Genomic DNA, 20122 nt, shown 5'->3' on the forward strand with positions numbered 1-20122 from the left:
ATTCGCCTCCCCTTCCGCGACACCAGGTTTACCGATCCCGTTCGTCGGGTCACGATCCGCCGCCGGGATTCGCCGTGGCGGCCGATTCTCGTTGCAGCAGCGGCAGCACCTTTTCCGCGAATTCGCGGAGGGGGTAGTCCTCCGGCAGCGGTTCGTTCAAGGTCGCCAGCAGCCGCCGATAGTTCTCGTGCAATTCCAGCAGCTCCTGCACCGTCTTGCGTTCCGAGAGCCGCATCAAGTGAGGATATTTCCGCAAGACTTCCACCGCCAAAGGCAGGGCGTCCTCGAACAGTTTTCGCGCGGCTTGGAGCTGGGCCGGGGCCGTGCTCTGCAGCAGCAGATAATTGGCCTGCGCCAGGTCTTGCTTGATCCGCTTCATTTCCGGCGACTGCGCGATCTGAATGCGGATCACGTCCCCTACCGCCATCTGGCCCGGGAAGGTGTCGTTCACCGCTTGCAGCACCTGATCGTACAAGGCGGTCATATCCATGATCTCTTGCACGGTTTCCCGATCGGACAGCAACCTCAAACTGGACGCCCGATCCAAGACGTTGCTCCATTCGCGGAAAGCCTCTTCCAAATCGCGTCGCGCGGCGGCGTAATCCCGATCTTTCACCGCCTGCTCGGCCCGTTCCACGAGCCGCGTCAGCGTTTCATGCGCGGCAAGGTTACGGACGTAGCGCCGCACCACGGATTGCAAAGCGAAATCGGGCGGGAAGACGGCATCCAATTGGTCCAGAATCTTCATGTAGCGGTTGATGAAATCCGCCAAGTCGTTGACGACGAAGTCGTCGTACTGCAAGTCGGGATTCTTTTCCAGCACCTCGCGCCATTTGCGTGCGGCCTCGTAGAACAATTCCTGGGCCGAGATATGATCGTTCCGGTGGTAGGCTTCCTCGGAACGATACATCAATTCGCGAGCAGCCACGGCTTGCGGCGTCTGCTCCACTTCGGCGTGGCGCCTCCAGTAGGTGTAGTTCACGATATTGCGGTTATGGGCGATGGCGTCGGCGGTTCGCTCCAAGGCCACGGCTTTCTTGGCCAGCTCCATCGCTTCCTTCCGTTTTTCCGGATCGCGGATGCGGCGGGCGACCTGTTCGTGCGTCATGCGGAGCTTGGTCAACTGCATGGCGGCCGCGATTTGACGCTGCAAGGGCGTCCGCTGTTCGACCGGCGTCATCACCGCGCTGAGTTCCTCCGGCGTCAGATCGGCACGCCGTTCGGCCAGCATCTCTTCACGCAAGCCCGGCTGCAAGGCGTCGATCTGCCGAGCCAGCTCCTCGATCTCCGCGCGAACCCGCTCTTCCTCCTCCAAGCGAATGAACGGCGCGAAGTCGTAGCCGCTGGGCAGTTCCCGCCGCCCGAATTCGTCCCGAAATTCGCGCAAGGCGGTCTCCCAAGCTTGCATCGCGGCGTCGCCGAAGGTCCCCTCTTTTTCGATGGCATCCGAGTAATTCATTTGGCACATCGGCCGGTGCGAGAAGAAGATCAAGGGGGTGGTTCGCAGAATCGCCCCTTCATCGACCAGCTTTTCCGCCTCGGCGTACCAATCCTTGCCGACCAGCCAGTTGTCTCGCGGGGGACGACCGCCGTGGATCTCGTAGGGATCGTTGGGGTCCGTGAAGAGGCGGCGAAAGAGCTTGACCTCGTCGGCCCGCCCGATCTTCTGAGCATAGATCCAAGCCACGTCGCCGTAGAGCAAGGGCTCGCGCTGATTGTAGCGGATGCCGGTCTTGAGGTACTCGATTCCGCGCAAAATCCAACGGAATCGCTCCCGGTAATCGTCGAACTCGACGGAAACGTTGTAGGAGAGGTTCCAGCCTTGGTGCCGCCAGACCGTGATGAAATGCGGCTCCAGCTTGGCCATCTGCTCCAGCGAGGCGGAGAGGTTCGTCCAGTCCTTCTTCTTTTTGTAGTTCTCGGCTTTGCTCCAGAGGATGTGGACGGCCACGCCGCGCATGCCGAGCGTCGCCAATTGGACGGCCTCGCCGCCGGGGTCCAGCTCGCCCAGTTGCGAGGGCGTCAAGCCGGCCTTGTCGCGGACTTGCGCCAACAGCCCGCCGGGCGAAGACTTTTCGCGATCCACCGAGGGGGCGGGCGGCGATCCCAACCAGGCCAACAAACCCAGCAGCACGGCGATCCCCGCCAAGTAACCGATCTTGCGCAGAAAAACCTGACGCCACGTCATGCCGCCACCTCACGCGATTTGAGGAAGAAGTGGCCCAAAACGAATACCGGGACGAAATAACCCAACACTCGCAGAAAATCGATCAGCAACAGTTCGCCGCTAACGTTGTAACCGTTCATCACGAACTGCACGAAACTCATCTGCGAGAGCGGGGGAATGGCGTAGGACATCGATTCCAACCACAGCCGGAATCCGACATCGACCGCCCGCATCACTTGATAAGCGACCGTTTCCGGCATCTCTTCCATCACCCCGGTCTGCGTGACGAGCCGGACGAAGGACTCGATGGGGCCGGCTTGGTAGGGGGTCTCCACGCCCTCGAAGATCTGCCCCACGGCAACCTGGGTGAGGAAAGTATGGGCCAAGCCGCCGATCAGGACGCCCAGCGTCGCCGCCATCGCCACCGGTGCGCTGAGGAACGTGCTCAGCATCACGCCGAAGGCGATCACCATCACCATTTGGCACCACGTCCCCGCGTAACCCTTCATCACGTTCAGGAAGAACGTGCCGTCGCCGACGCGGAGGTAGAGGTCGGGCTTGGCCATGCCGAAATATTGCCCCCCTTCCAAGCATTGCAGCCACACCTCCAGCCGGCCGTCCGGCGTCACCAAGTCGCGAAAGAGATCGAACTCCTTCTGCCGGCCGGGATCGATTTCGGCCGGTTTTTGGGGCGAGAACACGACGGCGCCGTCCGGCGCGCGGGTACGCCGTTGCACAAAACGCGCCGACGCGAATCGCTCGATCTTCTTGGGGATTTGAAGCTGGAGGATGGAAAACTCCTTGGACTCGAAGACCTCCAACTCGACCGTCACGCCGTTGTCCGGGTTGCGGACCAAGAGGCTGCCCAAAATTCCCCGCTGCATGTCGCCCTTGTGCGTGCGGAAGACGCCGATATTCATTTCCACGGGAATGGTGTCACCCGGGAAGTCGGCTTCCCGCATGCCGCTGAACGTCCAGATGGCGGCGGCCTCGGAACCGCCCTCGATATAGCTGCGGTAGGTCCATTCGTCTCCGACGCTGATGCCCTTGACCTCGTCGAAACCCTGTCGGTTGCGGAAGACGAGTCTGCCGTACTTGGGAATGCGGGCGGTCAGCAGCCCTTCGGGACCGCCCAAGACGAAACCGCCCTCCACGCCCGGCTCCGCCTTGGCGACGTGCGTGTGCCCCTGCTCCATGTCCAGCCTAGCCCGACCTTGCAGATCGATGAACACACGATGTCGATGCCCGTGTACCTTGGTGGTCCAACCCTGCTGGAGGGTCTTGGTGGAACCGTCGGGCTGCGGAACGGGATCCCCCAGCGGACGCAGCGTGGCGACGTCGATCTGGTGCGTGTGGGCCAAGCCTCGCACGACGAAAGCGTAGCTGATCAAACCCATTCCCGCGACCAAGACCGTCCCCACCACGGTGAAGCCGAGAATCCGCCCGAGGATGATCTCGCTCGGCCGAACCGGCTTGGTCAACACGGTGTAGATGGTTTTCTTTTGAATGTCGTTGGGCAGACTGAAGACCGTCACCAGCAACATCAATAGCAGAATGAGGTAGTTGCTGGTGCCCAACACGAAGTTCAGGTAGAGCTTGGCGGGATTGTCGGATGCCGGATCGAGAAACCAACCCGCCATCAATAAGATGCCCAGGAAGACGACGAACACGATGATCACGCGGCGGCGGATCGCCTCCTTGACGCCCAACCAGGCGAGCGCGCCCACACGGCGCGGGCTGATCAGCACCAGGTCCGTCGACGCCGCCCACGTCCGGGCCAAGAAGCGCCGGGTCTGGGAGCCGAAAAGCGCCGGATTGCCGACGACTCCGGCATGCAGCAAGGCCCAAATCCAACCCAGCACGAACAGGCCGATGGCCAGACCCGCCAAGGCGATCGCCCAGACTCCCAAGCTGGGGACCAACCAACTGCTGAGTTCCGGGATTTCAGTTTCGATCGGCATTGCCGTCACCTCTCCCATGCACGCGCAAACCGGGGTGGGCTTCGCTCTCGCGAATGATGCGGAGGAACAAGTCTTCCAACGTGGTCGAGGGGTTGCCCCACTCCAAAACCGGCACTTGGTACTTGTTCAAGACCGCTTTCAATTCCTGCTCCGCCAGCGGGCTAAGCCGCGGCAGGCGAATCTCCGTCACGTCCTTCATCGTGACCAGTTGATCCACCCGCCCCAACTCCTTCAGTTCGCCCTGATATAAGATTCCGATACGGTCGCACACGTCTTGCACGTCCGCCAGCAGGTGGCTGCACATGACGACGGTCTTGCCCTGGTCCCGCAGCTTGAGGATCAGGTCCTTCATCTCGCGGGTACCGATGGGGTCCAAGCCGGAGGTCGGCTCATCCAGCAGGATCAACTCCGGATCGTTGATCAGGGCTTGAGCCAAACCGATCCGCCGCGTCATGCCCTTGGAATACTCCTTCAAGGGTCGCCGCTTGGCCCAGGTCAAGCCGACCATCTCGATCAAGTCGGAGACCCGCTGCCGCCGCACGTTCCGCGACATGTTGAATAGCCGCCCGTAGAAATCCAGCGTCTCCTCCGCGTTGAGGAAGCGGTAAAGATAGGATTCCTCGGGTAGATAGCCGATCCGCTCGTTCTTGGCGACGTCCGTGGCGGGGCGGCCGAATACGAAGACGTCGCCCCCGGTTGGAAACAACAGCCCGAGCAGGAGCTTCATCGTGGTCGTCTTGCCGGAACCGTTCGGCCCCAACAGCCCGAACACCTCGCCGCGGTAAATTTGCAAGTCCAACGCCTTGAGCGCCTGGACCTTCTTGCGGCCCCAAAAATCGCGATAGAACTTGGACAGGCCGCGGGTCTCGATGACCACGCCTCGATCCGAGGGCTCCGAGCGTTCAGCGCCGGCCGACTCCATTGAGACTTGAGACATGGCTTTCACCTCATGCCGAAATACGGAACAGATAGCGCGGCTTCTACGCGGACGGCGCGGGAAGGGTTCATCTCCGCCAAAATTCGACGAGTTCAAGCCCCTCCCGGCCGATACCCCCCCAAGGTGGGATTCCTGCCCAGGCGACCGGTCTGATCGACGAATCCATCGCTCCGGGGCCGCTTCCGCCGTCGACACAGAGTTTCACTTCTCACACTTGAGAGGGTAAATCTCCACTATAAGCCCGTTCGTCCAGCGCGGCAACGAAAGGCCGTCCCTCGACTGCGGCACGCCCGGTTGATCACCCGCCGGGGCCGATGGCGCCTGCCGCCGTTCGCTCCCACTGCAACTTTCCCACTGCAACTTTTTCGCCTTGAACGCCCGGCCGATTTTGTTAACCTTCGCGGCAAAGACCATGTATGGGAGCGTGAACGGCGGGAATTATCCCGATTTGGAACGCCGGGCAGCCGACCCGGGCGTCGCTTGCGAGGCTGGCTCTTGATGAACGCGTTTTTCCTCAAACCTTGGCTTGCCGCGACGGTCGTCGCGGTTCTAAGCAGCGCCGCCGTCCGCGCCGGGGACTTCGCCGTCGAAAGCCGGGTCTATCTGGGCCGCGGCGACCGCCCGATCAGCGAGAGCTTCACCGTTTTCCTCGGTCAAACGGCCTACGACTTCCTTTCCGCTCCGCCGGAAATCACGATCGTGGACCCCGACGCCAAACGGGTACGCCTGCTCAATCCGGCCGAACGGACGCAGGCCGAGATCGATTTCGCGGCGCTTGGCATGTTCACGGAACGCCTTCGGGAGCGGTTGGCCGAGCACGAGGACCGCGACTTGCGATTTTTCGCCCGACCGCAGTTCGAAATCCTCCACGACGCCGCATCCGGCACGTTCGAGTTCGACGCTCGGCGGTTGAGCTATCGGGTGACAACGTTCCGCACGGACCCGGCGCGGGCCGGCTCCTACTGGCAGACCTCCGACTGGCTCTGCCGGCTCAACCTGCTTCTGCACCCCGGTTCGCCGAATCCGCTGGCTCGATTGGAGGTCAACGCCGCGCTATCGGGGCAAGGAGTTCTGCCGCGAACGGTCGAGCTTACCCCCGCCCCTCGAAACCTCATCGACTGGCTGCCCCAACGCCGCACCGTGATCCGCAGCGACCACGTCTGGCACGATCCGCCGACCGCCGAGATGCTGCGGCGGGTAAGCGACGCCGACCGCGCCGTGAACGAGTTTCGCCGATTGCCGCTCTCGGATTACCTGGGCAAGACCGCAGCCAAGTAACCCCTCCAAGCCGGTTTCCGCCGCGGTATCAGTACGGCCGACTCTTGGCCTCGTCTTCGATGACTTTCACTTCGTCCGGCGTCAATTGCCGCAGCCGCACGCTCCGAATCACGCCGGTCGAGCACCAGCTCGAAAAACCGAGCGGCTTGCACAGTTCGACTTCGAATCGGGTCGCAATCTTGTTCTTGCCGATGACGAAATCGACGACCTTCTCGCCGTCGATCCAAGCCTCGATCTTGGCCTCCGTGACGCGGACGCGGAACTTGTACCACTGATTGTCCTTGAAGACCTTGAACTGCGTGGTTTCGTTGTCCGAGGCGTCGTAGAAATTGATGGAGGACAGGCCCACGATGGTACCGCCCCAACCGCCCGTCACGAAGCTGCAAAAACTGTCGCCCACGGGAAACGTGGCGGTGGCGAAGAAGTCGATGCCGTCCGTCCGCTTGGCGACCCATTCGATCTCGTAATTCGTTTTCGGGAGGTCCTTGCCGGTGTAAGTGACGCCGGTCATGGTGTCGCCGCGTTCCAAGACGATGGCGCCGTCCTGAACGCGGACCTGGCCTTCCCCGCCGAATTGCGGGGCCTTCCAGTCGTCCAGGGCCTTACCGTCGAACAGCTCCCGCCACTCGTAGGGGGACGGCTTTTTCGCTTCCTTCGCGTCTTGCGATTTCTCCGCGGCCTTGCCGTCTTTCTTTTCGGCAACCGGCTGCTGCGGGGCGGTGCCGGCCTCCTCGGCAACCGCGTTGCCAAGGTTTCCCGCGGCGATCGCCGGCCCACAAAGTAAAAGTAAAACCAGCACCAGCCGAAGGGCTCGCCGGGGCGGAGCGACGACGCTCGGCCGATGTGCGGACCGCCCCCCTGTCGGACGCTCGGGGAGGCGGGTCAAGGGATCTCGCAACAGCGCTGTCATGGTTCCTTCTCCACGGTTCGGTGTGGACATCGACGCATCTATCCAATATCCAGTTCACCCCCTCCGCTCGGCCGACGGCGGCATCCTCAGCGGCGGCCGAGACCGGCGATCGTCCGGTCCGGCGATCGTAGTTGCATTTTGGCGCCGAATTGCAGCCGTTGCAAATCTCCCCGAGCCGCTTGCGCTGCCCGCGGCCACGACGGAGCGCGATCCTCCAGGGTGCGCCCTTGGGCAAGCTTGCCGGCTTGCGATCGGTCGCGTTCGCAAATCCGCGCTGTTTCGCGATCCGGGAACGATGTCGACGGCTCCAACTCCGGGAAATCCCTTGAAGCTGTCGCATTCGGGCAGATAGCCGCAGACCCCGCGGTAGTGCGGCCGGGACGAACGCCCTCGAAGCAACCAAGAATCGTAGGAACCCGGATCACTAAGAATAAAATAAAACCGTACTATAAAAAACCTATACTTATTTACAACTACAATTCCACCGGCTTTTTCGGGCTGCCTCGCCGTTTTTTTGCTACCTAATAAGCGAACACAAAGATGGACTTTATTGATTGCGGGTGATAAACTAAAACCGTCCATCCGGCATTAATCTCGGATGCAATTTGGTATTCCGCTTTCCGGAAGTCGGGCGGTGGAAGCGGTAAAGCCAAGATGGACTTGAGCGCCGGGTTTTATCCCGCGTCTTGTTCGTTGGGCGGTGCAGCCTGACCCGCGGCTTAATTTCGGTTGTCTTTTCTTGTTTTGGGAGATGTGCCATGCGAAGCGGAACATGGTTTCGACCACGCCCTGCGAGGGCGTTGCGCGGCTTCACCTTGGTGGAGCTGCTGGTTGTGATTGCGATCATCGGCATTTTGATCGCGTTGCTTCTGCCGGCCGTGCAGGCCGCCCGCGAGGCGGCGCGGCGTTCGCAGTGCACCAACAATCTGAAGCAATTGGGGCTGGCCCTACAGAACTATCACGACATCAATCTCGTTTTCCCGTATCGCAAGGGGGGGACGGGGACCGGTTGGCCCGGCTTCACCGGCAACTGGGACGGCAACGGAACCCGCAAGTCCGGTTTCATTCCCATCCTGCCGTTCATTGAACAGCGGGCGCTGTACGATCAGATCGCGGCGGGCGATCCCACGGGCACGACCAACGGCGGCACGCCGGTGGCCCCGCACGGGCCGCGAGGATGGCAAGGTTGGTCCGTCTGGAACGATGCTCCCGATGCCTTACTCTGCCCATCCGACAACGGCTATCCCGACAAGCGCGGCCGGTACAACTCCTACGGGTTCAGCATCGGCGACCAAATCGAAAACATCCGCGACGCCCAGGACGTTCGCGGCATGTTCGCCACCGTGCGTTGCTACAGCATGGCCGACGTCACGGACGGCACCAGCAACACCATCGCCATGAGCGAGCGGCTGTGCAGCAACGGCACGCCGAATGCGGAGTACCCGGTTTCGGTGAATGCGCGGCAGGTGGAGCATACCCGGGCGATCGCGTCTCCGATCGGCGGCCTGCGGTTAACCCCCCAGGTCTGCTTGACCACGACGGACGGCAAGTATTATGTCAGCGGTACGACGGTGCAAGGCAACCGCTGGGGCAATTCTTGGACGGACGGACAGCCGATGTACGTCGGTATCACGACGGTTTTGGCACCTAACTCCCCTTCCTGTGCCGAGGATAACGCTCGATACGGCGACGGTGTCCATCTGACGCTGCCGCCCGTCAGCCGACACCCCGGCGGTGTCAACTGCGTCTTCGTGGACGGCTCCGTGCGGTTTATCAGCAATACGATCGACACCGGCAGCCTGGCCGCCGGGGTTACGCAAACCATGTCCGGCCCCAGTCTGTACGGCGTTTGGGGCGCCCTGGGTTCCAAGGCCGGCGGCGAGACGTATTCGAATCAGTAATGAACTGAACGCCACGACTGATCCCGAGCCACCAGCGTAAACTGGTGGTGGATAAAGTGGTGGTGGAAAAACGCGCGATCCACCAGCGTAAGCTGGTGGTGGGAAGACAAGCGAGCCACCAGCGTGAGCTGGTGGTGGGATAGCACCTGAGCCGCCGGCGTAAGCTGGTGGTGGGATCATACACGAGCCGCCGACTTCGGTCGGCGGCGTTGTTTTACCCCCTTATGCCCCCGAACGCTCCCGAATCGAGGAGTCCTCGTGCCGATCTTGGAAATGTTCGGAATCGCGGTCGCCCTGTCCATGGACGCATTGGCCGTCTCGATCGCCGCCGGGATGCAAATCGGCTCCCTGACCGGGCGTCACGTCTTTCGCGTCGCATTCCACTTCGGACTATTCCAGTTCCTGATGCCGCTGGTGGGATGGCTGATCGGTTCCCGATTGACCGCCCTCGTGGCAAGCACCGACCACTGGCTGGCATTCGGCTTGCTGCTTGCGCTGGGCTTGAAGATGATCGGCGAGGCCTATCGCCGCGACGGTACCTCGACGGCAAGGGACCCTACCCGAGGCTGGTCGCTGGTCGCGCTCTCCGTGGCGACGAGCTTGGACGCCTTGGCGATCGGCTTCACGCTGGCTCTGCTCGATGTCGCCGTGTTGGGGCCTGCTTTGATCATCGGTCTGGTGGCGGGAACCTTCAGCACGTTCGGCATACGCTTCGGTGCCTATCTTCGCGGGCAGTGGTCGCGTTGGGCGGAGGCCGCCGGGGGGCTTGTGCTCATCCTGATCGGTTGCCGTATCTTGGTCGAGCATCTTTGATCGACCGATCCCCGGTGATCCCATCCGCGGCATGGGGAACCGGGGCCGCGTCCCGGTGGAATTCCCCCATGCCCCCGTGCTCTTGCGATCCTCGTTGGTACGGGAATACACAGCCGTCGAGCGACGTTACAATGGCTTCTGTCGCGTCGATTTGCGGACGGAGATGACCGCGTTCCGCGCCCCGCCGAGCAGCCTCGCCCGTCCCTCCCAAACGGTCACCCCCATTTCGAACGAGGAGGTTACAATGCGCGTTTCCCGGATGAGAGTGTTGCCGGTCTTCAGCCTTCTGATCGGCATGGCGATCGGTTGCCTTTGCCGAGGTGAAGACGCGGCTCCACCGAGCGGCGAGTATCGTTGGAGCGTCCGTTCCTTTGGGGCCAAGGGTGACGCCGAGACGGACGACACGGCGGCGTTTCAGGCCGCGCTCGATGAGGCGGGCAAGGCGGGCGGCGGCATCGTGGAAGTCCCCGCCGGAAGGTATCGCATCAACGGCACGCTCAGTATTCCCGCCCACGTGACGCTGCACGGCGTTTTCCGCACCCCGCCCACCAGCTTCCGCCGCAACACGACGGCCCACGGCACGGTCCTGTTGGCCTACGCGGGCCGGGGAGAGCCGGAAGGTCCGGCCTTTCTCCGGCTGGCGGGCAGCAACTCCAGCGTTGCCGGCCTGGTCGTCTTCTATCCCGAATGGCGACGCGAAGACGTGCCGCCGATCCCCTACCCTCCCTGCATCTTGGCCCAGGATGTGGAGAACGTGGCGATTCAGGATTGCTTGTTGGTGAATCCCTACGAGGGAATCCGCTTGATTCGCGCCCACCGCCATCTGGTGCGGAACGTGGGCGGCTATCCCATTCGGCGCGGCTTGTATGTGGACGAGTGCTACGATATCGGCCGCGTGGAGAACGTCCATTACTGGCCGTTCAACGTCACGTATCGACCGGACGACCCCTACTGCCTTTGGATCAACACGCAGGGCACGGCCTTCGAGTTCGCGAGAACCGACTGGCAATACGTATTCAACACGTTCTGCTTCGGTTACGGGGCGGGGTATAAGTTCTCGGAGGACAAGCACGGCGGGGCCAATGGCAACTTCTTGGGAATCGGGGCGGATTGCTGTACCCGCGCCGTACTCGTGGAGGCCGTCCAGCCCTGGGGCGTCTTGATCACCAACGGGGAATTCGTGGGCCGATGGCAGAGCCGGGATTCCGTTACCATCGAAGTGCTGCCGGAAGCCCGCGGCAAGATCAGCCTCTCCAACTGCTCTTTCTGGGGGCCGATCGAGCGTTGCATTTGGATGCGGGCGCCGAACGGCTGGTTCAGCGCTGACAACTGCCACTTTTCGGACTTCGATGTGGACGGGCAAGGCTTTCCCGCCCTCCAACTCGACGCCGGCCGGACGATCGTCCAAGGTTGCTCCTTCGCACGGCCGGGATTGCACGTCCAAGTCGGGCCGGAGGTCGTTTCCGCCATCGTCATGGGAAACCAAGCGGAGGGCGGCCTGCGTGTGGAGAACGCCGCCGGGCGCCGGACGCAGATCGGCCTGAACGAACAAGACCCCATCGAATGGACCCCGGAAGCCTTGTCCGCCTATCGCATCCAGGTCGGAGCTTCGTACGACGGGCGCTACGTGGAGAGGTGCTTCGGTCCGGAGAAGGCCGGCCAACCGTTTCGATGGACGGGGGAGAAGGCCGTCCTCAAGTTGCCCGCTCTGCCCGGCAAGCAGTATCGCCTGATCGTCTCCATTCAGATTCCGCCCCAGGCCCGATCGGAGACGGCGGGACTGTATCTCGGCGAAACCCGGATCGCTCCGCTCGCCCCGGTCATGGCGGCTGAGTTACCCGCCGAGCAAGGCGAACAGCGACGCGTCGAAATTCGCTGTCAAGGGTGGATTCCGCGGCAACACGACCCCAATTCCCGCGACGACCGCACGCTGGGCGTGCAACTGCAAAGCGTCGTGATGCTGATGGAGGATCTGTGGCCCGCGGTCGAGCCGGGCACGTTGCCCCAACGGCTTTTCGATGCCAATACCGGGAAGTGGCTCGGCGAAGACCCGAAGGCCGAATGATGCCTTGAGCGTCGGCGGAATCCGTTCCTTCCGCTCGGCCGGCGGCCGGGCATGACATTGTCATGCCGCGTTTGACCGCCGCTGATTTGCGACCTAGCCTTCCAATAGAAGGCGACGGAGGATTCCGGTCCGTGGGTGAGCCGCCCGTCTCCGGCACCGCGCAGGGCCGAACAGCATCGGCTCGAGCGCATCGGCAGGTGAGCGCGCCGCGACTCCGAGGCCGTCGCCGGCCCGCAGCGCTTCTTTTTTTCTGCGAGAGGGCTTTGACGCGCCAAGCTCCCCCGCCGCGGGGTCTATTCGCCGAACGGAACGAGATGGTACCGCATGAGCCGAGAACTACCCACGGCCGACGATTCCAACCCCGGTTTGGCAACCGCGGCGGACGCGCTTACGGGAATTGCGCTCCCGGACACAACGGGAAACTCCGGGGGGGCGGACCTGGCTTGGGCGATTTCCACGGGCGCGGCGACGCTGGAGTGCGGCCGGGAGCCTGGAACCGCATCCACCGGTAGAGCGGTGAGCGAAGAGGACCCAGCGGCCGCGGCCTGGCTCCAGCAACGGCTGGGCGCGGCGGCGGCCTTGTTCGCGGCCCTGAAGGTCCGGCACGCGCCCACGGCGCGGCACGCCCTCCGCGTCGCTATGATCTGCTCGGCCTGGGCCGGTCAGCGAACGCTGGAGGCAGGTCAGCGGGTGCGGCTGGAAACGGCGGCCCTGCTGCACGACGTGGGCATGATCGGACTGCCCGACCAAATCCTGTTCAAGCCCGGCCCGCTCACCGCCGAGGAGGCCTTTTACGTCGAGCGGGCGCGACGCATGACGCTGGATATCATGAGCCGAATCACAAGCGATTCGGAGTTGTTAACGGCGTTGGATCACGTGCCGGCCTGGTTTGACGGCAGCCGCCCCGGCTACAACCTGCGCGGCCGAGCCATCCCCTTGATCGCGCGGATGATCTCCGTGGCCGAAGCGTATGACGCCATGACCACGGATCACCTATACCGTTCCGCCATGAGCGTGGAGCGCGCCGTCGCGGAGTTGTATCACTTTGCGGGCACGCAGTTCGATCCCGATTTGGTGGCGGAATTCGCCGCTCATGATTGGTCGGCGTTTTGGGGAACGCTGAAGCGGACGGAGGACCGATGGCTCGCGGCGATCGATCCCCACTTGGCCGAAAGCCTGTGGGATGCGCCCCCGGCTTCGCAAGCCGTCGTCCCGCCCGAGCTGGAGACCGTCTTCCAACACCGTTTGTTGACGCACATGCACGACGGCGTGGCGTTCTTCGACGCGCAGCGGAAAATCCTCCAGTGGAACCACGGCATGGAGCGGTTGACCGGCATCGCGGCGGACGGCATCCGTTCCCGGCTGTGGAGTCCCGGCATCGTGGGTCTGCGCAACGAGCGCGGCAATTTGATCGACGAAGAGACCTGCCCGGTCGTCACCGCCATTCGGTACGGCATGCAAAACCTGAGGCGATTGACGATCCGCGGTCGCAACGGGGCCCCGATCCCCGTGGATTGCCACGTCGTACCGGTGATCTTGGAAGGCCGGGCGATCGTCGGGGCCGTCATGGTCATGCACGACGCTTCGCCGGAAATCAACCTCGAACAACGCGTCGAGACGCTCAAGGAGAAGGTCAACAAGGATCCGATGACGCAATTGGCGAATCGGGCCGAGTTCGACCGCATGCTGGCGTTCTTCGTCGAGCAGTATCGCCGGCATCACACCCCCTTCAGCCTGATCCTATCCGATCTGGACCGCTTCAAGCAGATCAACGACGTACACGGGCATCAGGCAGGCGACGACGCCATCCGCAGTTTCGCGTCGATCTTGAGCGGCCAGTGCCGGGCGGGAGACTTGGTGGCGCGCTACGGCGGCGAGGAGTTCGCCGTGATTTGCGCCGGGTGCGACGCAGCCACCGCCGCGCGGCGGGCCGAGCAGTTGCGGCGTCTCCTGGCCGGAACGTTGCAACCCCGGCTGGGAGGACGCGCGGTCACCGCCAGTTTCGGCGTCACGGAAATCCAACCCGGCGACACCGCCGAGACCGTGCTCCGCCGTGCCGACCGCGCCTTGCTGGAGGCCAAAGCCAAGGGCCGGAATACCGTCGTCCAGTTGGGAAGCGGCAACAACGGGGAACCCGGCCGGCCCAAGTCGCCTCTTTGGCCCTGGCGACGCAAGTCCGCACCCTTGGCGGTCAGCCGCGTCTTTCATACCGACGTGCCGCCCAATCTCGCCTTGGAAAAGCTCCGGGGATTCATCGCGGATCACCAAGCCCGGGTCACGCGCGTCGATCGGAATCGCATGGACATCGAAATCGAGGATCGTGCCCCGCAACGGCAGCGGCGGCGGAGCGATCGCCCGGCCTGCTTCGCCCTGGAAATCATTCTGGACGAAGAACGCCCGCGAGCAGCGAGCCAGGGCGCCGCACGGACGCGGCTCCAGGTCCATGCCACGCTCGCCCGTTATCGGGACCGCCGGCGCCGCGATTTGGCCGAGCGCCTCCACGACCTCTTGGAGAGCTTCCGCTCGTACATGATGGTCACCGAGGAAGAGGCGACCGTCGTGCCGAACATGCTGCTTCGCGCCGTCTCCGTGGCCGCTCACTGGTTCCGGAAGCCGCGACATTAGAAGCGGAGCCGCTTCGCGTGCCGCCCGGCGTTCCCCGGCGGGCACGGGGGAGTTCGCAAAGGACGATCAGACGGGCGAACCCAAAGCCTCCACGTCGCGACGCATACGGGCAAGGGTTGTTTCGTCCAGCCGCAACGCTCCCGCTTTGGCGTTTTCCTCGACGTGCGCGGACTTTCTCGCGCCCACCAGGGCCGCGGTGATGCCGGGCTGGGCGATCGTCCAGGCCAGCACCAATTGCCCCAACGTGCAGCGATGGGCGTCGCACAGATCGCGCCACCCCTCCAGCATCGCCAACACCCGGCGGCGATTCTCCGGCTTGAACCACGGGATCATGTTGCGGTATTCCCCCGGCGAGAAGGTTCGGTCCATGCCGATGCGACCGGTAAGCAAACCCTGCTCCAGCGGCGAATAGATCAACGTGGCGATTTCGTGGCGGATGCAATAAGGCAGAATGTCCCGCTCGATCCTGCGATCCAACATGCTGTAGCGCGGCTGGCAAACATCCAGTCGCCCCACCGCACGGTATTCATCCATCTGCTCGCACGTCACGTTGGAGGCCCCGATGGCGCGAATCTTGCCTTGCCGCTGCAATTCCAATAGGCACGCCATCGTGTCGGCGATGGGAGTCGCCTCCGGAGGAATCGCCGGCCAATGCGTCTGATACACGTCGATGCAATCCACACCCAACCGGCGGAGGCTGCCCTCGATTTCCTCGCGAATGGTATCCGGGCGGAGCGACCGGTGGATGCTGCGGCCCTCCAGAGTGAAGAACGGAGTGCCCCGCGGGTCGTCCCAAATCAGCCCGCACTTGGTGGCCAGGATGACTCGGTCCCGACGTCCGCGAATCGCCTTACCGACCAGTTCTTCCGACTTGCCGAAACCGTAGGCGGGCGCGGTATCGATCAGGTTGATGCCGGCGTCGACGGCGGCCTGAATGGCGCGGACGGCTTCCTCTTCGTCCGTCGGTCCCCACCAAGGCCCTCCTCCGACGGCCCACGTTCCCAAACCGATGGCGGAGGCCTTCAGTCCTGATCCACCCAATGTGCGATATTCCATAACCCCCTCCGAAGACACGAGAAACCTCACGAGGTCGGACCGCCATTCTAAACGCCCCGCCCCGGCCGAGACAACCGTCACCGCGGGACGGCGAGCCGGCGTCGGCATGGCCACGGTCGGCACTCGCGGCGCGTGCCGAGGAAGCCGAGATCTCGGTCACTCCCACTGCCGGAAAGTTCCCAGGGTTCGCCTCGTGCGGCGGTCGACCTAGAATAAATCCGTTCGGCCCGCTAAACTTGCAAGCACAAGTGCGGAAATCAAACAAGCATAAGTGCGGAAATCAAACAAGGGTTTGCGGAGCCACGCGCTGACCGCTCGGCTCGACCGACGGACCGACGACAAGGAGATTCACCGGTGTTTACTCTGGAACGGATTCACGGCTCGTCCCTAGCGGGGATCGTCTTGCTGCTTGTGCTTGGCGCCGGAATGCGAGGGAATGAGCAAGGGGGGGAATTTCGCCCCGAAACGCTGTTCCCCGATCACACGCGAGGCTTCCTGGCGATCAGCAATCTGCCGGACTTTCGCGAACACCTCAAACAGACGCAATTGGGCCAATTGCTGCAAGATCCCGCGCTGGAGCCGTTCGTCCAGGATCTGCGGGCGCAGGTCGAGTCGCGATTCGACGGCATTCGCAGCCGCCTGGGCATCCGGCTCAACGAACTGGAGTCGATCGTGACGGGCGGACTGGGGATCGCCGTGTTGTATTCCGACTCCGACGGCCAGGCCGGTCTGGCCGCCGTTCTCCAGATCGAAGGCAAAGAGTCGGAAGCCCGGCAAGTCTTGGACCGTGTGGCCAAGGACGTAGGGGACCGGGGCGGCACCGTGGCCGCGGAGCGGATCGGCGGCAAAGAGGTCACCGTCCTTACGCTGCCGCAAGATGAACGCCGCGAGGTGCGGCGCGTGGTCTATTATGTGGACGACCGACGGCTGGTTGCGGCGGATAGCTCGGCGACGATCGAGGGCGTGCTGAAGCGGCTGGACGGCGATGCGTCGGCGACCCTGGCCGAACAAAAGGCCTTCGCGCGGATCATGGCACGTTGCGGAGAAGACGCGCAAGACGCCGCGCCGCAGATTCGCTGGTTCATCGAACCGTTCGGTTACACGGCGGCGGTGCGATCCGCCATTCCGCCCGAGCGTCGCAAGCGCGAACGGCGGTTGGCCGAGGCCCTGAAAGCGGCCGGCTTCTCCGCCCTGCAAGGCATCGGAGGATTCGTGGACGTGGCCGTGGAACCCTACGAAGTGATCCACCGCACGTTCGTCTATGCCCCCGGACCGCTGGAGAAATCAGCCAAGATCTTCAGTTTTCCCAATTCCAAGGAGTTCGCGCCGCCCAAGTTCGTGCCGCGAGATTTGGCGACTTATGCCACCGGCTATTGCGACATTCTCAACGCCTTCGACAATGTCGGCCCGGTCTTCGATCAGACCATCGGCGAGGGCGAGGAAGGCGTGTGGCAAGACGTGCTGGACAGCCTGAAGAACGATCCCACGGGACCTCGGTTCGACCTGAGAAACGAATTCTTCGTGCATTTCGGCCGGCGCATCGTGGTGTTCACCCAATACGAACTGCCCATCACGCCGACCAGCGAACGGATGCTGGTGGCGGTGGAAGTGAAGGATCAGGACGCGGCCGCCAAGGCCTTGGACAAAATGTTCCAGCACGAAGCCCGGTTTGAACGCCGGGAGCACAACGGCCGGATCATTTGGGAGGGATTGCCGGAGGAGAGCAAGGACTTGCCCGACCTCAACCTGCAAGGCATCCCCGGCGTGGGAGAAGACGAAGCGCCCGCCGAGAAAGAGGCCGCGCCGATCTTCCCCAACGCCTCGCTCACGGTCCACGACGGCTATCTCTTGATCGCGTCGCATTACGACTATTTGGTCGGCCTTCTGGACCGCGATCAAGCGCGGGAGTCGCTGGAACGCAATCCCGACTATTTGGTGGTCATGGAGATGATCGAGAAGCTGGGCGGCGTGGAGGCCTGCCTCAAGTCGTTTTCCCTGACGGAAGAAGAGTATCGTCCCACCTACGAGCTGATTCGCCAAGGCAAGATGCCGGAGAGTCAGACCCTGATGGGGCGGTTGCTCAATTCGTTCCTCGCCCCGGAACCGGGCAAGCCGAGGGAACAGCGGATCGACGGCAGCAAGTTGCCGGACTACGAGGTGATCAGGCGGCACCTGGGGCCGGCCGGGCTGTTCGGTACGGCCGAAAGGGACGGCTGGTTCCTCAAGGGTTTCACGCTCCCCAAGGAATAAGGAATAGTGTCGCCCGAAACGGGCGGGCCTCTGAACGGAACCCCTCGGGCATAAGGCTACTGACCCGGCGGCGACGACCTCGGCGTCGCGTTGCTCCGCTTAGCGACGATCATTTTTCACCCCCGGTGTTCTCGTCGGACGCCAAGCCCAATCGGCTCAGCCATCGTCCGCGTTGGGGCTTCCCCTTGGCGTCGCCGCCCGATTTGGTTTCGTCGCGTTCTTGGAGCAGTTCATTCAACTGGCGCTGCCGCTCTTCCATCGCGGCGCGTTCTCGCGCGATCTTGGCCCGCTCGCGCGAGATATCCAGTTCCGCCTGGCGAAGTTTTTCCTTCCATTCCTCCTCCAATGCGCGAAGGTGCTCGCGTTGCTGGCGGATAATCTCGTCCTGCTCGAAGAATTGCCCGATCGCCGCGGCGCCGACCGCCATGGAACCGATGTTGGCCGCCTGGTTTTCCAAAAGGCTCCGCAATTCCGCGATTTCCCGATCTTTGTCGGCCAGCGCGGCCTCCGTCTTCTTGACCACATCTTGAATCTTGAGGCGTGCCGTCCGCCGCTCTTCGTCGTCCTCGTCGCCTTCCGCCTCCAAAGCCGCCAAAATCCGCTGCTTTTCGATCTCCCAATTCATAACGCCTCCGGAGGCGGACGACGGGGATGCCGGGGCCGAGGCTTGGCGACTCTCCGCCTCGGACAGCTTCTTCTCCAATTCCGCGCATCGCAGCCGCCATTCCCGCAGGTCCTGCATGGCCAGCTCATAGCGCCGCGACAATTCTTCGTCCGGAGGAGCGGTCGGCGTGCCCGTCCCCGCACGTTCCAATCGGGCTTCCAACTCCTCGCAGCGGGCGATTAGTGCGGCGAATTGCGACTCGCGCTCGTTCCATTGCGAGGCCCATTGCCGCCGCTCGGTCTCGTATTCCGTCCGAAGCTCGGCCTGCCGATCCGTCAAAGCGCGGATCTCTTCCTCTCGTTGCCGCAATTCCCGCCGCAACGATTCCTCAGCCCGGCGCAGCTCATCCTTTTCGCTTTCCAGGGCGCGGAGCGTCTGCCGCAAGGCATCCGCCTCCGCTCGCAACTTCTCCGCCGCCGCCTCTTTTTCCGCCCAAATTCCTTCTCGTTGCCGCTGGGCCGACACCTCGGCCCGAAGCGTTTCCAGCTCGCCGCGGGCGGCCAAGGCTTGACCGCGCAGCTCTTCCAGCCGCGTCTCCGTTGCGGCCAAGGCGGCAAGGGCCTCATCCCGCGCCGTCACGGTTTGCTGGTGCTGGGCCGCCAACTCGCGGTGTCTTTGTTCCAGGCTTGTCAGGCGGCTCCGCAGCTCCTCGCACTCCCCGCGGAGAGCGTCGCGGGCGGCACGTTCCTCTGCCAGCTCGGCCTGTGCTCGCTCGGCATTTTCCGTAGCGCGGCGGACTTCCTGGAGGAGCCGATCGCGTTCTCCGCGAAGTGCGGCGATCTCATCATCTTTCTCCAAGAGCGAGGCTTGCAGGGCCTGCTCCCGTTGCCGCAGCTTCTCCAGGTGCTCGCGGACTCCCACCTGTTCGGCCAATCGCGCCGAGACTTCGGCATGGGCGGCCGTCAATTCCCGGTGCTGCTGCTGCAAGCCGGCCCAGCGCGTCTCCAGGTCGGCGTACGCCCCGCGGAGCGATTCCAGCTCCGCCGACAGCCCTCGCGCGGCGGCCTCGTGTTGCCGCGCCAGGTCGCGCAGGCGCTGCGACTCCTCGGCCCAAGATTGCTGCCGGGCGAGGAGGCCGGCAAGCTCCTCCTGTTTTTGCCGCAGAGCCGACTCCAATTCCCGTTCGCGTCGCCGTCGCTCGCCGTCGTCGGCGGATCGCTCGGCGTCCGAGTCGTCGCCCGGGGCGGCGGCCAAGGAGTCGATACGACGAATGAGGGTCTCGAGGCGGCCCGTTATTTCTCGCTCGGCAATTCCGAGACGCTCCCGGCGGCGCGCGAGAATCTCCGCCACCCGCAGTCGTTGACTGCGAAGCGCGTCGAGGATTTGCTCGGGAGTCTCGTCGTGAACGGCGAGATGGGCCTGGGAATCATCCATGCCGGAAATCCTTGTTCCCCGCTTGCGGGGCCGAAAGCCGCGGCCGGCCCAAAACGCCCCCCCAAGCGGACACAGGGGCGGCATGCGCGCGAAAAAAGGCCGACCGGCAACCTATCGCCCT

12 protein-coding genes are annotated in these 20122 nt (G+C 63.5%); 6 read left to right on the forward strand and 6 right to left on the reverse strand.

What is annotated here, in order from left to right; all coding sequences use genetic code 11:
• Positions 1-49: 49 nt before the first annotated feature.
• Genes ACZ5B4_RS10720 through ACZ5B4_RS10730 form a run of 3 tightly spaced genes read right to left on the reverse strand, consistent with a single transcriptional unit; the run spans position 50 to position 5065 of the window.
• Positions 50-2188, reverse strand: a complete 2139-nt coding sequence (locus tag ACZ5B4_RS10720) for a hypothetical protein (RefSeq protein WP_464911221.1) — start codon at positions 2186-2188, stop codon at positions 50-52.
• Positions 2185-4128 (reverse strand): ABC transporter permease, encoded by a 1944-nt coding sequence (locus ACZ5B4_RS10725; protein ID WP_464911222.1) that lies wholly within the window; start codon positions 4126-4128, stop codon positions 2185-2187. Before ACZ5B4_RS10725 ends, ACZ5B4_RS10720 begins: the two co-directional genes overlap by 4 nt.
• The gene (locus ACZ5B4_RS10730) at positions 4112-5065 is read right to left on the reverse strand and encodes an ABC transporter ATP-binding protein (protein WP_464911223.1); all 954 of its coding nucleotides are present in this window, start codon (positions 5063-5065) and stop codon (positions 4112-4114) included. Before ACZ5B4_RS10730 ends, ACZ5B4_RS10725 begins: the two co-directional genes overlap by 17 nt.
• A gap of 498 nt (positions 5066-5563) precedes the next feature.
• Between ACZ5B4_RS10730 and ACZ5B4_RS10735 the strand changes: the two genes are divergently transcribed.
• Positions 5564-6343: a hypothetical protein gene (locus tag ACZ5B4_RS10735; protein ID WP_464911224.1), complete on the forward strand. Its 780-nt coding sequence runs from the start codon at positions 5564-5566 to the stop codon at positions 6341-6343.
• A gap of 28 nt (positions 6344-6371) precedes the next feature.
• Here ACZ5B4_RS10735 and ACZ5B4_RS10740 read toward each other — a convergent pair whose 3' ends face one another.
• Positions 6372-7253: a 3-keto-disaccharide hydrolase gene (locus ACZ5B4_RS10740; protein WP_464911225.1), complete on the reverse strand. Its 882-nt coding sequence runs from the start codon at positions 7251-7253 to the stop codon at positions 6372-6374.
• 758 nt (positions 7254-8011) lie between these two features.
• Between ACZ5B4_RS10740 and ACZ5B4_RS10745 the strand changes: the two genes are divergently transcribed.
• The 4 genes from ACZ5B4_RS10745 (at position 8012) to ACZ5B4_RS10760 (ending at position 14657) form a co-directional block, all read left to right on the forward strand.
• Positions 8012-9154 carry a DUF1559 domain-containing protein gene (locus ACZ5B4_RS10745; RefSeq protein ID WP_464911226.1) on the forward strand — a complete coding sequence of 381 codons (1143 nt, stop codon included), beginning with the start codon at positions 8012-8014 and terminating at the stop codon, positions 9152-9154.
• Positions 9155-9412: 258 nt separating this feature from the next.
• Positions 9413-9967: a manganese efflux pump MntP gene (locus ACZ5B4_RS10750; RefSeq protein ID WP_464911227.1), complete on the forward strand. Its 555-nt coding sequence runs from the start codon at positions 9413-9415 to the stop codon at positions 9965-9967.
• 244 nt (positions 9968-10211) lie between these two features.
• Positions 10212-12032, forward strand: coding sequence for a glycosyl hydrolase family 28-related protein (locus tag ACZ5B4_RS10755; RefSeq protein ID WP_464911228.1), 1821 nt, complete (start codon positions 10212-10214; stop codon positions 12030-12032).
• Positions 12033-12356: 324 nt separating this feature from the next.
• Complete coding sequence (locus tag ACZ5B4_RS10760) at positions 12357-14657, forward strand: diguanylate cyclase (protein WP_464911229.1); 2301 nt, start codon at positions 12357-12359, stop codon at positions 14655-14657.
• 66 nt (positions 14658-14723) lie between these two features.
• Here the strand turns inward: ACZ5B4_RS10760 and ACZ5B4_RS10765 are convergent, their stop codons facing one another.
• Entirely contained in the window at positions 14724-15713 is a 990-nt protein-coding gene (locus ACZ5B4_RS10765; RefSeq protein ID WP_464911230.1) for an aldo/keto reductase, read from the reverse strand.
• Between the two features lie 354 nt (positions 15714-16067).
• Here ACZ5B4_RS10765 and ACZ5B4_RS10770 point away from each other — a divergent pair, with 354 nt between their 5' ends.
• The gene (locus ACZ5B4_RS10770; protein ID WP_464911231.1) at positions 16068-17963 is read left to right on the forward strand and encodes a hypothetical protein; all 1896 of its coding nucleotides are present in this window, start codon (positions 16068-16070) and stop codon (positions 17961-17963) included.
• A gap of 109 nt (positions 17964-18072) precedes the next feature.
• Here ACZ5B4_RS10770 and ACZ5B4_RS10775 read toward each other — a convergent pair whose 3' ends face one another.
• Complete coding sequence (locus tag ACZ5B4_RS10775; RefSeq protein WP_464911232.1) at positions 18073-20001, reverse strand: coiled-coil domain-containing protein; 1929 nt, start codon at positions 19999-20001, stop codon at positions 18073-18075.
• Positions 20002-20122: the final 121 nt, after the last annotated feature.

This window comes from Thermogutta hypogea (assembly GCF_055386265.1).

Bases quoted from the DNA above. Each gene is read 5' to 3' on its own strand.
- ACZ5B4_RS10745 (WP_464911226.1), top strand. From the start codon at position 8,012: ATGCGAAGCGGAACATGGTTTCGACCACGCCCTGCGAGGGCGTTGCGC.
- ACZ5B4_RS10765 (WP_464911230.1), bottom strand. From the start codon at position 15,713: ATGGAATATCGCACATTGGGTGGATCAGGACTGAAGGCCTCCGCCATC.
- ACZ5B4_RS10760 (WP_464911229.1), top strand. From the start codon at position 12,357: ATGAGCCGAGAACTACCCACGGCCGACGATTCCAACCCCGGTTTGGCA.
- ACZ5B4_RS10730 (WP_464911223.1), bottom strand. From the start codon at position 5,065: ATGTCTCAAGTCTCAATGGAGTCGGCCGGCGCTGAACGCTCGGAGCCC.
- ACZ5B4_RS10775 (WP_464911232.1), bottom strand. From the start codon at position 20,001: ATGGATGATTCCCAGGCCCATCTCGCCGTTCACGACGAGACTCCCGAG.
- ACZ5B4_RS10720 (WP_464911221.1), bottom strand. From the start codon at position 2,188: ATGACGTGGCGTCAGGTTTTTCTGCGCAAGATCGGTTACTTGGCGGGG.
- ACZ5B4_RS10755 (WP_464911228.1), top strand. From the start codon at position 10,212: ATGCGCGTTTCCCGGATGAGAGTGTTGCCGGTCTTCAGCCTTCTGATC.
- ACZ5B4_RS10725 (WP_464911222.1), bottom strand. From the start codon at position 4,128: ATGCCGATCGAAACTGAAATCCCGGAACTCAGCAGTTGGTTGGTCCCC.
- ACZ5B4_RS10735 (WP_464911224.1), top strand. From the start codon at position 5,564: ATGAACGCGTTTTTCCTCAAACCTTGGCTTGCCGCGACGGTCGTCGCG.
- ACZ5B4_RS10740 (WP_464911225.1), bottom strand. From the start codon at position 7,253: ATGACAGCGCTGTTGCGAGATCCCTTGACCCGCCTCCCCGAGCGTCCG.